The 13,416-nt window shown below is 69.8% G+C and carries 11 protein-coding genes; 2 read left to right on the top strand and 9 right to left on the bottom strand.

What is annotated here, in order from left to right:
• Positions 1-12: 12 nt before the first annotated feature.
• The 3 genes from ACH4ZA_RS31115 to ACH4ZA_RS31105 are packed head-to-tail and all read right to left on the bottom strand — an operon-like array spanning position 13 to position 4,637.
• Positions 13-822, bottom strand: a complete 810-nt coding sequence (locus tag ACH4ZA_RS31115; protein WP_319279086.1) for an HAD family hydrolase — start codon at positions 820-822, stop codon at positions 13-15.
• Positions 822-3,446 (bottom strand): phosphoribosyltransferase, encoded by a 2,625-nt coding sequence (locus tag ACH4ZA_RS31110; RefSeq protein ID WP_398432627.1) that lies wholly within the window; start codon positions 3,444-3,446, stop codon positions 822-824. The genes ACH4ZA_RS31115 and ACH4ZA_RS31110 overlap by 1 nt, the downstream gene beginning before the upstream one ends.
• Positions 3,447-3,470: 24 nt before the next feature.
• Entirely contained in the window at positions 3,471-4,637 is a 1,167-nt protein-coding gene (locus tag ACH4ZA_RS31105; RefSeq protein ID WP_319279090.1) for an HpcH/HpaI aldolase/citrate lyase family protein, read from the bottom strand.
• Positions 4,638-4,812: 175 nt separating this feature from the next.
• Between ACH4ZA_RS31105 and ACH4ZA_RS31100 the strand changes: the two genes are divergently transcribed.
• A complete protein-coding gene (locus tag ACH4ZA_RS31100; protein WP_398432626.1) occupies positions 4,813-5,559 on the top strand; it encodes a TerD family protein in 747 nt (248 codons plus the stop codon).
• Positions 5,560-5,599: 40 nt separating this feature from the next.
• Here the strand turns inward: ACH4ZA_RS31100 and ACH4ZA_RS31095 are convergent, their stop codons facing one another.
• The 6 genes from ACH4ZA_RS31095 to ACH4ZA_RS31070 all read right to left on the bottom strand — a co-directional run bounded on the left by ACH4ZA_RS31095 (position 5,600) and on the right by ACH4ZA_RS31070 (position 10,164).
• A complete protein-coding gene (locus tag ACH4ZA_RS31095; RefSeq protein ID WP_319279094.1) occupies positions 5,600-6,337 on the bottom strand; it encodes a Tellurium resistance in 738 nt (245 codons plus the stop codon).
• 103 nt (positions 6,338-6,440) lie between these two features.
• Entirely contained in the window at positions 6,441-7,589 is a 1,149-nt protein-coding gene (locus ACH4ZA_RS31090) for a DUF475 domain-containing protein (RefSeq protein WP_319279096.1), read from the bottom strand.
• 182 nt (positions 7,590-7,771) lie between these two features.
• Positions 7,772-8,347 (bottom strand): TerD family protein, encoded by a 576-nt coding sequence (locus ACH4ZA_RS31085; RefSeq protein WP_319279098.1) that lies wholly within the window; start codon positions 8,345-8,347, stop codon positions 7,772-7,774.
• A gap of 118 nt (positions 8,348-8,465) precedes the next feature.
• Positions 8,466-9,041 carry a calcium homeostasis/redox stress adaptation protein gene (locus ACH4ZA_RS31080; protein ID WP_319279100.1) on the bottom strand — a complete coding sequence of 192 codons (576 nt, stop codon included), beginning with the start codon at positions 9,039-9,041 and terminating at the stop codon, positions 8,466-8,468.
• A 113-nt stretch (positions 9,042-9,154) separates the two neighbouring features.
• On the bottom strand, positions 9,155-9,613 hold the full coding sequence (locus ACH4ZA_RS31075) for a peroxiredoxin (RefSeq protein WP_057583037.1): 459 nt from the start codon (positions 9,611-9,613) through the stop codon (positions 9,155-9,157).
• Positions 9,614-9,726: 113 nt separating this feature from the next.
• The gene (locus ACH4ZA_RS31070; protein WP_057583034.1) at positions 9,727-10,164 is read right to left on the bottom strand and encodes a DUF3052 domain-containing protein; all 438 of its coding nucleotides are present in this window, start codon (positions 10,162-10,164) and stop codon (positions 9,727-9,729) included.
• Positions 10,165-10,612: 448 nt separating this feature from the next.
• Between ACH4ZA_RS31070 and aceE the strand changes: the two genes are divergently transcribed.
• A complete protein-coding gene (gene aceE / locus ACH4ZA_RS31065) occupies positions 10,613-13,360 on the top strand; it encodes a pyruvate dehydrogenase (acetyl-transferring), homodimeric type (RefSeq protein WP_319279104.1) in 2,748 nt (915 codons plus the stop codon).
• The last annotated feature ends 56 nt before the right edge of the window (positions 13,361-13,416 follow it).

The following is a 13,416-nucleotide window of genomic DNA, read 5'->3' as shown; positions in this document are numbered from 1 at the left end:
CCTTTCCGTGCGCTACTTTCCGCGACAGACCCTCAGAAACTCCCGCAGAATGCGCTCTCCGGCCAGCACGCCACGCTCCGGGAGGGCGGTGATCTGGGGGGCCGCCCAGGCCGCGTCGGCCAGCTCGCCGTGGCCCGGGCGCCAGCCGCGGTCCGCGGCCAGCAGCAGGTCGGCGTCGAGCAGCGAGTCACCCGCCGCCAGCGTCAGCTCGGCGCCGGTGCGGAGGGCCACCTCCCGCACGGCCGCGCTCTTGGTGAGCGGCTTCGGAACGGCATAGATCTTGCGGCCCTGGAGCGACACGGTCCAGCCGCGGTTCTCCGCCCAGGCCGCCAGCTCCTTCACCCACTCCTCGGGCAGCAGCTCGCGCTCCACGACGAGATAGGCGAACAGGTCCTCGGCGACCCGCTGCTTGCGCAGCCAGAGCGGGTCCGCCGTCTTCGTCAGGTGCTCCTGCACCTGTGCGAGCGGCGCGCACTCGTCGGCCAGCCGCGCGAGCACGCGTGCGTGCCAGTCGTGGTCGGTCGCCCCGTCGACGAGGAGATGGCCGCCGTTGGCGCAGATCGCGTACTTCGGCGGCGGCCCGGGGAGGTTGATGCGCTGGTACTGCTTGCGCGTCCGGGTGGTCGTCGGCATGAACACCGCCGCGTCCCCGAGGTCGGTGAGCAGCTGCGCCGCCGTCTCGGTCATGAACGACAGCGGCCTCGCCTCGTGGACCTCCACGCACAGCAGCCGCGGCGCCCGGGGGTCGGGCATGGTCAGCGCCAGCGCCGCCGCCGAGTAGATGAGCGTGCGGTCGAGGTCGCTCGCCACCAGAACCGGCATCAGACCGTCACCGCCTTGCCGTCGGCGCCGGTCGCGCCGCGGGTGAACTGCGGGTGGATCAGCCCCACACAGCTGTACGGCAGGTCGCCGACCTCCTCGACGGGCACCCCTCGCTGTCCTGCGAGCAGCCGTACGTGGTCGAGGTCGGCGCCCGCGCCGGCCCGCGCGAGGATCTTCCACGGGACCCGGCGCAGCAGCACCCGGGTGGTCTCGCCGACGCCCGGCTTGACCAGGTTGACGTCGTGGATGCCGTACTCCTCGCTGATCCGCTCGACCGCCGCCCAGCCCTCCCAGGTCGGCGTGCGGTCACCTGCCAGCAGTTCCTTGACCGCGCCGCCGACGGCTTCCGCGACCTCGGGGAAGCGGGCGGCCACGGCGTCCAGGAAGTCGGCCGAGACGTCCACGCCGGCGAGTTCGCGGTAGAACTTCGCGCCGTGGAAGTCGTCCGGCCCGACCAGGTCGGCGCGCAGGACGGTCCGGGAGATCAGCCCGGAGACGGTCGAGTTGAGGCAGGCGGAGGGGATGAGGAAGTCCTCGCGGGTGCCGTACGTCCGCACGCAGGAGCCGGGGTCGGCCAGCACGGCGATCTCCGGGTCGAAGCCGGCCGCACCGCCGCCCGCCTCGAACTCCTCGATGGCCGCGGCCAGTTCCCGGGTGATCGCGCCCTTGCCGGTCCAGCCGTCGACGAACACGACGTCCCGCGGGTCGTGATGGGCCGCGAGCCAGCGCAGCGCGTTGGCGTCGATGCCCCGGCCGCGCACGATCGACACCGCGTAGTGCGGCAGGTCGAGGCCGTGCCGGAACTGCGCCCAGCGGCGCATCAGCACGCCGACCGGGGTGCCGGCGCGGGCGAGCGAGACGAGGACGGGCCGCGGGGACCGCTCGGCGATGACGGTCTCCGTGACGACGCCCACGGCCTGCGCGATCCGCCCGGCCGAGGTCTCCAGCGCCGCGTGGAACAACTCCTGGTACTGCTCGCTGGGCTGGTACTCCACGGGCAGCGACTCGGCGTAGTGCGCGCCGCCGCTCTGGATGGCCTCCTCGCGCTCCTCGGTCGGCGCCTCCAGCGTCACGTCCGAGAGGTCCTGGAGCAGCCAGCCGACCTCCTCGGGCGCGTACGAGGAGAAGGCGGGGCCGCGAAGGGGCTCGGGCAGCATGAAGGGTCTCTTTTCGGGCAGGGCGGCTGCGTACAGCGGCTCGGGCACGTACGAGGGGACGACCGCGAGGACGACGTGCGGGGTGTGCGCGGCGAGGCGGGACAGGAGGCCGTCGGGGGCGTGCAGCGGCGGGGTGTCCGCCACGGAGTCCACTACGGCGACGACGGCGTCGAAGCCGCCGCCTGCGACGTTATAGGCATAGCGCTCGCCGGGGCCGTCGGCGGGGTCGTCGTGGGCGGGGAAAACGATTCGGCTGCGTATCGCGTAGCCGGGGTCGTCGACCGCGAGGACCGGCGAGCGGGTGGTGGTCGAGTAGCGCACCTCGGCGGGCACCGCCTCCGCCAGTTCCCGCGCCAGCCGCAGCGGCGTGTACATCAGCTCCTCGAAGCCGAGGACGAGGACGCTCCGGGCGTCGTCCGGTATCGCCTCCGCCAGGCGGGCCGTCATCGCGGGGAGGGCGGCCTCCAGCCGGTCCCGGTGGGCCGGGGTGAACCCGTGCCGGCCGCCGTCGGGGAGGCCGCGCGGCCAGTGCAGGTCCACGCGGGTCAAGCCGCCCCGGGCACGCGTGCGCCCCGTGCGGTCGTCCGCCGGGTGCGGGTCCGATGGGGCTTGTCGCGCGGTTCCCCGCGCCCCTGAGGTGTCGGAGCGGGCGTCGGCCGCGACGTCCCCGAAGGACGCCTGGACCTGCGCGGCCGGCCCCCGCAGATCCGCGGGCGACCGCTCACCGCTCGGGGCGGTCCCGGCCTCGGCCTCGTGCCGGGCGACCAGGGCCTGGCCCTTCTCCAGGACGCCCTCCGGCAGGAGGACCGTGCCGGACGCGGTGGCGACCAGGTCGACCCGGGCGCCGATCTCGCGGGCGAAGTCGTCGAGGCGGCCCGCGTCGGCCGCCGAGCGCATGTCGACGAGCGCGACGACGACGTACCGGTCGCGCGGATAGCGCGCGTGCAGATCCCGGATCGTGTTCAGCACCGTGTTGCCGGTGGAGAACTCGTCGTCCACCAGCACCAGCGGGCCGTCGCCCACCAGCAGCGTCGGATCCTCCGGCAGCAGCAGGTGGGAGGTGGCGTGGGAGTGGGACTCCTCGAAGCCGCCCGCCGCCGCGACGCCCGGCACCGGACGCCGGGTGGAGTGCAGGTACGGGGCGACGCCGATGCCGTCGGCGACGCAGTGGCCGAGGCCGGTGGCCGTCTCCGCGTAGCCGAGGACGACCGCCCTCGCCGCCTCCTCGGGGCCGAGCAGCTCCCGCACCCGGCGGCCGAGGGCGAGGCCGTGGCCGTGGACGACCGCCGGGGACTGCGGGACGTGCTTGCCCAGGACGTGCGAGACCAGCAGATGCGCCCGCTTGGGGTTGCGGCGCAGGGCCAGCCCCAGCATCTCGGGCAGCACGTCGTCGCCCGCCAGTTCCACCCCGAGCCGCTCGGCGACCCAGGCGCCGGACCAGACCCCGTTGTTCACTGCGTTTCTCATGCGTCCCTAGATCGTGAAAGGTGTTCAGCCGGGAATGCCGGCTGCGAGCAGGTCGACGAAGCTGACGTCCTCGTGCGCGACGCCGAAGACCTCCGCGCGCAGCATGGTGCGCTCCGCCCAGGCGCGATGCGGCTTCACCTCGTTCATCTTGTTCGTGTACTGCGACCGCAGTACACCCCCACCGCCGCGTTCCGGCCGCAGGATGTCCGCCGCGTCGCTGTACTCCTCGTGACTGACCACGGACAGCGCGTGCACGGCCGGCACGTGCGAGGGGTGGATGCAGGTCTTGCCGAGCAGGCCGTTGGCCTGGTCGAGGCTGATCTCTCGCAGCAGACCGTCCATCGCGTGCTCGATCAGTCTCTCGCGCAGCTCCACGGCCTGCCCCTCCAGGAAGGGACTGTGCCGCAGCATCGGCTTGAACATGCGCTCGGGGACCCGGAAGTACTCCCACACCGGCCCGGTCACCGTGAACCCGCTGCCGTCGGCCCGCCCCAGCATGTTCACCACGTCGGCGATCACCGAGGCGACGATCTGGACGTCGTAGGCGGTCATGTCGGGCGCCCTGCGCAGTCCGTACGCGGAACAGAAGTCGGTCACGCCGAGGCGCAACGCGAGGACCCGGCTGCGGTACTTGTCGACGGCGCGGGCGATGCCCTCCAGCGCGTCCACCCGTGACTCGCGGTACATCAGCTCGGGCGTCTCCAGCACGGGCATGCCGAACAGGCGGCGCCCGCTCGCCGCCTCCGCGCCGGCCAGCGCCTCCAGGAACGGGATGCCCCGCTCCTCGGTGAACTTCGGGAACACGAACCCGCTGAGCAGCCGCGCGGCGCCGCCGAGACGCCGGACCAGATCGGGGATCTGCTCGGGCGTGCGCACCCGGATGAAGAGCAGAGGCAGCTCGCCGCCCGGCCGGTCGGCGAGGTCGGCGAACTGCCGGACGAGGTTCTCCTCGCCGGCGGCGACGTCCTCGTCGCCGATGGAGTCCTCCAGGCACAGCACCATCGACACCACGCCGCGCCCGGTCTGCTTGACGACGTCGTCCGCCAGCCGGGGCCGGGTGGCCGGGCTGTAGAGCGTCGCGCCCAGGGCAGCGGAGAGCAGCCTGGCCGGCGAGTCGGGGTCGAAGACGCACGGCTCCCGGTGGAAGAGGCGCTGTCGCACCTCAGGGGCGAGGTGCCCGAAATGACGCATAAATCTCCCCCGCGGTGCAAGGTATGGAATGGATTCGGCAAGAGGTGGCCGGTAATAGTACGTAGGGATTCATGTCCCAGGTTCCCCCAGGGCATGAATTTCAGGTAACTCGCCCATGTAGCTCGCCGAGTACCCCGCGTTGTCGTGAGCAGGCCCGAGAAGGCAGGATGACCGCATGACGCACGCGATGCTGAAGGGGTCGAACGTCCCGCTGAAAGCCACCACGGTGCGCGCCGTGCTGCGCTGGACCCCCGGGCAGGGGGTCCCGGACGTCGATGCCTCCGCGCTGCTCCTCGGTCTCGACGGCCGCGTGCGCTCCGACGAGGACTTCGTCTTCTACAACCAGCCCCGGCACCCCTCCGGGAAGGTGTGGCGGCTCGGCAAGAAGCGGGTCGCCGAGGGCCTCACCGACACGATCCAGACCGATCTGTCCGGTGTCGAGTCCGGCGTCGGCCGTATTCTCCTGGTCGCTTCGGCGGACGGCGTCACGTTCGACCGCGTACGTTCCCTCACCATCGCGCTGTACGACGCGACGACCGACGGCGAGCTGCTGGCCACCTTCGACATCCGCCCCGAGACGGGCCAGGAGACGGCCCTGATCTGCGGCGAGCTGTACCGGCGCGGCGAGGGCTGGAAGTTCCGCGCGCTGGGCGAGGGCTATTCCAACGGTCTCAAGGGGCTGGCCACCGACTTCGGCATCTCGGTCGACGAGTCCGAGGAGGCCGGCGTCCCCGAGGCCGCCGCGCCGGCTCCGCAGACGCCCGGCGCATCGCAGCCGCTGCCGCCGGAGCGGCCCACGTCGGCCGCTTCCCCGCAGCCGCCGGCCTACGGTTACCCGGCCAACCTGCCGACCTACGGCTACGGCTACCCCGACGGCTCGTTCCGGCTGCCGCCGCAGGGACCCCAGTTCGTCGGACGCTGAGCGGCCGAAGGCCTGCGAGCGGGCCGCCGGATGGCCGCCCCTACCGTTCGGCCTTGGTCTTGTAGCCGCGCCCCCACTGCAGCCCCCACCCGTAGAGCCGGTCCAGCTCCGCCTGGAAGCCGTAGACGAACCGCACCTCGCGTCGCACCATCAGCTCGCCCTTGACGTTCTCGATCATCACGACCGCGCAGGAGCGGGCCTGGGGGTGCCGCTCGTCGAGGCCGATCTCGATCCGCGGCCCGTTGCTGGGGTACAGCGTGACGATGGCGTGCGTGCGGTCGAAGGCCGGCGTCTGGTCGTAGATGTACACGAAGACGAGCAGCCGTTTGATCTCGTCGCGGTGGTCGAGATTGACGTACATCGTCTCGCCGGACGCCGACCCGAACCGGTCGTCGCCGCTGAGCTTGACGTACGGCGGCGCGTTCACGTCCCCGAGCAGTCCGCCGAGCGGCTGCACGACGCCCTTCGTCCCGTCGGCCAGCTCGTACAGGCAGCCGAGGTCGAGGTCGACGTTGACCATGCTCTGGCTGTGCCCGACGACCTCCGGCGGCCGCAGCGCCTTGAAGGGGTGGCGCAGCAGGCTCTCCCGCTGCGGCCCGCCTATGTCGGACGTCCGCATCCGCCAGGCCAGGTTGACGCGCAGGTTGCCCGTGGCGGCCCCCTGTTTGGTGAGGGAGACCTGGCTGTGCCGTTTGGTCAGCTCGATCGCGTTCGTGGCCGCGTTGCCCGAGTCGAAGTCGGTCGCGCGGCTGCCCAGGAGCCCGTCGAAGATGCCCATTTGCCCGCCCCCACGTCCAGTGATGAAAAACCGGCGGGGCGGCCGTGGAGGACAGTTCCCTCACCGGCCGCCCCGCTCAGAGCGTTCCTCCCGCAGAAGGTGATCACACCCCGGACGACACCTCAGTCTTCTCGTCCGAGGCCGTCGCTTTTCCCTCTGCCGCTGCCAGGGCCCTGTTGCGGCGCACGGAGGACCAGAAGGACCCGGCGATCAGGAGCACGCCGACGAGACCGGTGATGACCTCGTGGATCTGGTACTGGATGGTGACCATGAGGAGCACGGCCAGGGCGCCGATCGCGTAGTGGGCGCCGTGCTCCAGGTAGACGTAGTCGTCGAGGGTGCCCTGGCGGACCAGGTACACGGTGAGGGACCGGACGTACATGGCGCCGACGCCGAGGCCGAGGGCCATCAGGACGATGTCGTTGGTGATGGCGAAGGCGCCGATCACTCCGTCGAAGGAGAAGGACGCGTCCAGGACCTCGAGGTACAGGAACATGAAGAACGCGGCCTGGCCGGCGAGGACGATCGCCGGGCGCTGCTTGCCGGTACGCGCGGCCTCTTCCTCCTCCTCGTGCTCCCGCTCCTCCTCTTCCTCGAGCTTGTCCTCGAAGTAGCCGGAGAGCCCGCCGACGACCATGTACGTGATCAGGCCGGCGATGCCGGAGATCAGGACCGTCTCCGCCTTGTCGACGTGCGCCCCGCCGTGCTGGTGGGCGTGGGCGGCGAAGGTGAAGGAGGTGATCAGCAGGACGACCAGCGCGATGCAGACCGACAGCATGTCGACCTTGCCGAGCTTGGCGAGCGGGCGCTCGATCCAGCGCAGCCACTGGATGTCCCGGTCCTCGAAGATGAAGTCCAGGAAGATCATCAGCAGGAACATGCCACCGAACGCGGCGATCGACGGGTGGGCGTCGGTGACGAGCTGCTGGTACTTGTCCTTGTCGTTCAGCGCCAGGTCGACCGCGTCGATCGGACCGATCTTGGCGCTGATGGCGACGATGACGACGGGAAAGACCAGCCGCATGCCGAAGACCGCGATCAGCACGCCGATCGTGAGGAAGATCTTCTGCCAGAAGGCGTTCATCTTCTTCAGGATTCCGGCGTTGACCACCGCGTTGTCGAACGACAGCGAGATCTCCAGGATGCAGAGGATCGCCACGATGCCGAGCGCCTCCCACCCCCCGTAGAAGGCCGCTGCGACCAGGCCGAGCGCGGTGATCGCGAACGACCAGCCGAAAGTTTTCAGAAGCACTGGCTACCCAATCCTGTGTCGGGGGTCCCCCCAGACGGATCTGAGAGCGGGTCTCCCCCACGCCGTACTCGGCTTTACGAAACGTTGACTTCCAGCTGCGAAGTCTAAAGGTCGACTGCTCCGTAGGGGGCGGGCGGGCCCGTACCGATCGGTAGCCGGCCTCCGTGCGGAATCCGGGACTCCTAGGAGACGTTCACCCCGAAGTCGAGCGCGATGCCCCGCAGACCCGACGCATACCCCTGTCCCACGGCCCTGAACTTCCACTCGCCCTGGTACCGGTACAGCTCGCCGAAGATCATCGCGGTCTCGGTGCCGGCGTCCTCGCTGAGGTCGTAGCGGGCGAGTTCCTGGCCGTCGGCCTGGTTGACGACGCGGATGAACGCGTTGGAGACCTGCCCGAAGGTCTGGCCGCGCTCGTCGGCCATGTGGATGGAGACGGGAAAGACGATCTTGTCGCAGTGCGGCGGCACCTTGAGGAGATCGACGATCAGCGACTCGTCGTCGCCCTCGCCCTCGCCGGTCAGGTTGTCGCCGGTGTGCTCCACCGAGCCGTCCGGGCTCTGGAGCTGGTTGTAGAAGACGAACCACTCGTCCCCCATGACCCGCCCGCCGGTGCACAGCAGGGCGCTGGCGTCCAGGTCGAAGGCGGCTCCGGTGGTGGAGCGCGCGTCCCAGCCGAGTCCGACCATCACCTGAGTGAGGTTCGGCGCGGCCTTGGACAGGGAGACGTTGCCCCCCTTGGCGAGCGTGACGCCCATATTGCTTGTCCTCCCCTAGGTCGTGCTCAGGCACTCTCTTCGGTTGTCCTGCGCGTCCGGCGCCGCCCGTAAACGGTGCGGCGCCGGACGTCCAGGTGACTCGGGTTGTGCTGCCGGCTCAGACGTTGACGCCGAAGTCCTGCGCGATGCCGCGCAGACCCGAGGCGTAGCCCTGGCCGATGGCACGGAACTTCCACTCGGCGCCGTGCCGGTACAGCTCGCCGAAGACCATCGCGGTCTCCGTGCTCGCGTCCTCGCTGAGGTCGTAGCGGGCGATCTCGGCGCCGCCGGCCTGGTTCACGACGCGGATGAACGCGTTGCGGACCTGTCCGAAGGACTGCTGGCGGTTCTCCGCGTCATAGATCGACACCGGGAAGACGATCTTGTCGACGTCGGCCGGGACCGTGGCGAGGTTGACCTTGATCGCCTCGTCGTCGCCCTCGCCCTCACCGGTGGTGTTGTCACCGGTGTGCTCGACCGAGCCGTCGGGGCTCTTCAGGTTGTTGAAGAAGACGAAGTTGGCGTCACTGGCGACCTTGCCGGCGCTGTTCACCAGCAGCGCGCTGGCGTCCAGGTCGAAGTCGGTGCCGGTCGTGGTGCGGACGTCCCACCCCAGACCGACGATGACCGCGGTCAGGCCCGGGGCCTCCTTGGTCAGCGATACGTTGCCGCCCTTGCTGAGGCTGACTCCCACGAGCTCCTCCATTGGTTTTCGGGGCGGGGAGCCCCGTGATGCGTCGGATATCGGATCAACGTGTCGATCCTAGTGACGGGTTCCCGCAGCACGCAGGCCGTGGGGCCGAACAATCACAGGGTGTCGAGCGCCTTGACGTACTCGCCGAGGTCGCGCGCGTCCGGCAGCGCGTTGACGACCGTCCAGCGCACCACGCCCTCCTTGTCGATGACGAAGGTGCCGCGCACCGCGCAGCCCTTGTCCTCGGCGAAGACGCCGTAGGCGCGGGACACCTCGCCGTGCGGCCAGAAGTCGCTCAGCAGCGGGTACTCCAGGCCCTCCTGCTCGGCGAAGACGCGCAGGGTGTGGATCGAGTCGTTGGAGACGGCGAGCACCTGGGTGTCGCGGTCGGCGAACTGCGGCAGGTGGTCGCGCACCTCGCACAGCTCCCCGGTGCACACGCCGGTGAAGGCGAACGGGTAGAAGAGGAGGACGACGTTCTTGTCGCCCCGGAAGTCGGAGAGCCGCACGGCCCGGCCGTGGTTGTCCTTGAGCTCGAAGTCGGGGGCCTTGTCGCCGACCTGGATCGCCATCGCCTGGATGTCCCTTCGGGTGGGGCTGTCTGGGTGGGATCCACCCTACGCAGCGGCCGCCGAAGGCAGGCGGACGGGCCGAAGGCGAAGGCCCGGCCCGTCCGCACGTCACATCACTTCTTGGACTTGGCCGCCTTGGGCGTCACCAGCCGGCTGCCGCTCCAGTCCTTGCCGACGCTGACGCTCTTGCTGGCCGACAGACCCGCAGTCGTCGCGGCTTCGGAGATGTCGCTCGGCTCCACGTATCCCGTACGGCCGGTCTTCGGCGTCAGGAGGAGGATCGACCCGCCTTCCTCGATGTACGTGGTGGCGTCCACCAGCGCATCCGTCAGGTCTCCGTCATCGTCGCGGAACCAGAGCACCACGGCGTCGGCGACGTCGTCGTAGTCCTCGTCCACCAGATCGCTGCCGATGACTTCCTCGATGGACTCGCGGAGCTCCTGGTCGACGTCGTCGTCGTAGCCGATCTCCTGGACCACCTGCTCGGGCTGGAAACCCAGCCTGACGGCAGGGCTGGTCCGCTCCTCCGCGTGGTCCGCGGTCGCGCTCACGGGTTGCCTCCTGATCTTGATTCGGATGGGGTTCCCCCGGGCCCGTCCAGGGCTGGGGGGAAACTCAGCCACGCGCGTGCGCGAGGCATTGGCCGTAGTCCACACGGACGGGACGGATCGCGCAAGTACCCGGCGGTTCGGACCGCCGAAACGGTGACGATCCTGGCCGTCTCGACGCAACTCCAGGCACACGGTGCGGACGAATAGTGACGTACACCACACCTATCTGCCCTGTTTGCGCATTTGAGAACCACCCAAGGGTACGAGATCCGAACGGACTGCTGTTACCTAGGGGTAGAGATGACGTTTACGGCCCCTAGGTGGACGATGGGGCGGTGCAGGCGCCCGAGCGACAGGCGGAGCCGTCCGAGTGACGCCCGCGAGACACCGAGCGAGACCCATAGCCCCACCCAGCCCCTCACAGCCCCTCTGACAGGTAAGGAACAGCGTGGCTTCCGGATCCGATCGCAACCCGATCATCATTGGCGGCCTTCCGAGTCAGGTTCCTGACTTCGATCCCGAGGAAACCCAGGAGTGGCTCGACTCCCTCGACGCCGCGATCGACGAGCGCGGCCGGGATCGGGCCCGCTATCTCATGCTGCGCCTGATCGAGCGGGCCCGCGAGAAGCGCGTGGCCGTGCCCGAGATGCGCAGCACGGACTACGTCAACACCATCCCCACCAGGGCCGAGCCGTTCTTCCCGGGCAACGAGGAGATCGAGCGCAAGATCCTCAACGCGACCCGCTGGAACGCGGCCGTGATGGTGTCCAGGGCCCAGCGGCCGGGCATCGGCGTGGGCGGCCACATCGCCACCTTCGCCTCCTCGGCGTCCCTGTACGACGTCGGCTTCAACCACTTCTTCCGCGGCAAGGACGAGGGCGACGGCGGCGACCAGGTCTTCTTCCAGGGCCACGCCTCACCGGGCATCTACGCGCGCGCGTACCTGCTCGACCGGCTCAGCGAGGACAACCTCGACGCGTTCCGCCAGGAGAAGTCGAAGGCGCCGCACGGGCTGTCCTCCTACCCGCACCCGCGTCTGATGCCGGACTTCTGGGAGTTCCCGACGGTGTCGATGGGCCTCGGCCCGATCGGCGCGATCTACCAGGCGCGGATGAACCGCTACATGCACGCGCGCGGGATCGCCGACACGTCGAAGTCGCGCGTGTGGGCGTTCCTCGGGGACGGCGAGATGGACGAGCCGGAGTCGCTCGGCCAGCTGACGATCGCCGCCCGTGAGGGCCTGGACAACCTGACCTTCGTGGTCAACTGCAACCTCCAGCGGCTCGACGGGCCGGTGCGGGGCAACGGCAAGGTCATCCAGGAGCTGGAGTCGGTCTTCCGGGGCGCCGGCTGGAACGTGATCAAGCTGATCTGGGACCGGTCGTGGGACCCGCTGCTCGCCCAGGACCGCGACGGCACCCTCGTCAACCGGATGAACACGACGCCGGACGGCCAGTTCCAGACGTACGCCACCGAGTCCGGCGCCTACATCCGGGACCACTTCTTCGGCGACGACCATCGGCTGCGCGCGATGGTCGAGGGCATGACCGACGACCAGATCCTGCACCTGGGCCGCGGCGGTCACGACCACCGGAAGATCTACGCGGCGTTCAAGGCGGCCGTGGAGCACACCGGCCAGCCGACGGTCATCCTCGCCAAGACGGTCAAGGGCTGGACGCTGGGCCCGAACTTCGAGGGCCGCAACGCCACGCACCAGATGAAGAAGCTGACGGTCGCCGACCTGAAGGGCTTCCGCGACCGCCTGCACCTGCCGATCTCCGACAAGGAGCTGGAAGGCGGCGTGCCGCCGTACTTCCACCCCGGCCGGGACTCGGAGGAGATCCAGTACATGCACGACCGCCGCAAGAGCTGCGGCGGCTATGTCCCGACCCGTGTGGTGCGCTCCAAGCCGCTCGCACTGCCCGAGGACAAGACGTACGCGACCGTGAAGAAGGGGTCGGGCCAGCAGTCCATCGCGACGACCATGGCCTTTGTGCGTCTCCTCAAGGACCTCATGCGGGACAAGGAGATCGGCAAGCGGTTCGTGCTGATCGCGCCGGACGAGTACCGCACCTTCGGCATGGACTCTTTCTTCCCGAGTGCGAAGATCTACAACCCGCTCGGCCAGCAGTACGAGTCGGTCGACCGGGAGCTGCTGCTCGCGTACAAGGAGTCGCCGACCGGGCAGATGCTGCACGACGGCATCTCCGAGGCGGGCTGCACGGCCTCCCTGATCGCGGCGGGTTCGGCCTACGCCACGCACGGCGAGCCCCTGATCCCGGTCTACGTCTTCTACTCGATGTTCGGTTTCCAGCGCACCGGCGACCAGTTCTGGCAGATGTCGGACCAGCTGGCGCGCGGTTTCGTCCTCGGGGCGACCGCCGGGCGTACCACCCTGACCGGTGAGGGACTCCAGCACGCGGACGGCCACTCCCAGCTGCTCGCCTCGACCAACCCGGGCTGTGTCGCCTACGACCCGGCCTTCGGCTTCGAGATCGCGCACATCGTGCAGGACGGGCTCCGCCGGATGTACGGCAGCTCGGCCGAGCACCCGCACGGCGAAGACGTCTTCTACTACCTCACCGTCTACAACGAGCCCATCCAGCACCCCGCCGAGCCGGAGAACGTGGACGCCGAGGGCATCCTCAAGGGCATCCACCGCTTCAGCGAGGGCACCTCGGGGTCCATCCCGGCGCAGATCATCGCGTCCGGCGTGGCCGTCCCGTGGGCGGTCCGGGCGCAGAAGATCCTCGCCGAGGACTGGAACGTCAAGGCCGACGTCTGGTCCGCGACCTCCTGGAACGAGCTGCGGCGCGAAGCCGTCGAGGTCGAGCGGCACAACCTGCTGCACCCGGAGGAGGAGCAGCAGGTGCCGTACGTGACGCGCAAGCTCTCCGGGGCCGAGGGGCCGTTCGTGGCCGTCTCGGACTGGATGCGGTCGGTGCCGGACCAGATCGCCCGCTGGGTGCCGGGCACCTACCAGTCGCTTGGCGCGGACGGCTTCGGCTTCGCCGACACCCGCGGGGCGGCGCGCCGCTTCTTCCACATCGACGCCGAGTCGGTGGTCGTGGCGGTGCTGACGGAGCTGGCGCGTGAGGGCAAGGTGGACCGGTCGCTGCTGAAGCAGGCGGTCGACCGGTACCAGCTGCTGGACGTCTCGGCGGCGGACCCGGGGGCCGCCGGGGGCGACGCGTAGTCTGCGCACGACGTGAGCGGACGAGGGGCGGTGGAGTCTTCGGGCTCCACCGCCCT

The organism is Streptomyces sp. NPDC020597, assembly GCF_044335095.1.
GTDB lineage: Bacteria > Actinomycetota > Actinomycetes > Streptomycetales > Streptomycetaceae > Streptomyces.
This window is presented reverse-complemented; position numbering and strand designations above follow the sequence as displayed.

Bases quoted from the DNA above. Each gene is read 5' to 3' on its own strand.
- ACH4ZA_RS31115 (WP_319279086.1), bottom strand. From the start codon at position 822: ATGCCGGTTCTGGTGGCGAGCGACCTCGACCGCACGCTCATCTACTCG.
- ACH4ZA_RS31110 (WP_398432627.1), bottom strand. From the start codon at position 3,446: ATGAGAAACGCAGTGAACAACGGGGTCTGGTCCGGCGCCTGGGTCGCC.
- ACH4ZA_RS31105 (WP_319279090.1), bottom strand. From the start codon at position 4,637: ATGCGTCATTTCGGGCACCTCGCCCCTGAGGTGCGACAGCGCCTCTTC.
- ACH4ZA_RS31100 (WP_398432626.1), top strand. From the start codon at position 4,813: ATGACGCACGCGATGCTGAAGGGGTCGAACGTCCCGCTGAAAGCCACC.
- ACH4ZA_RS31095 (WP_319279094.1), bottom strand. From the start codon at position 6,337: ATGGGCATCTTCGACGGGCTCCTGGGCAGCCGCGCGACCGACTTCGAC.
- ACH4ZA_RS31085 (WP_319279098.1), bottom strand. From the start codon at position 8,347: ATGGGCGTCACGCTCGCCAAGGGGGGCAACGTCTCCCTGTCCAAGGCC.
- ACH4ZA_RS31075 (WP_057583037.1), bottom strand. From the start codon at position 9,613: ATGGCGATCCAGGTCGGCGACAAGGCCCCCGACTTCGAGCTCAAGGAC.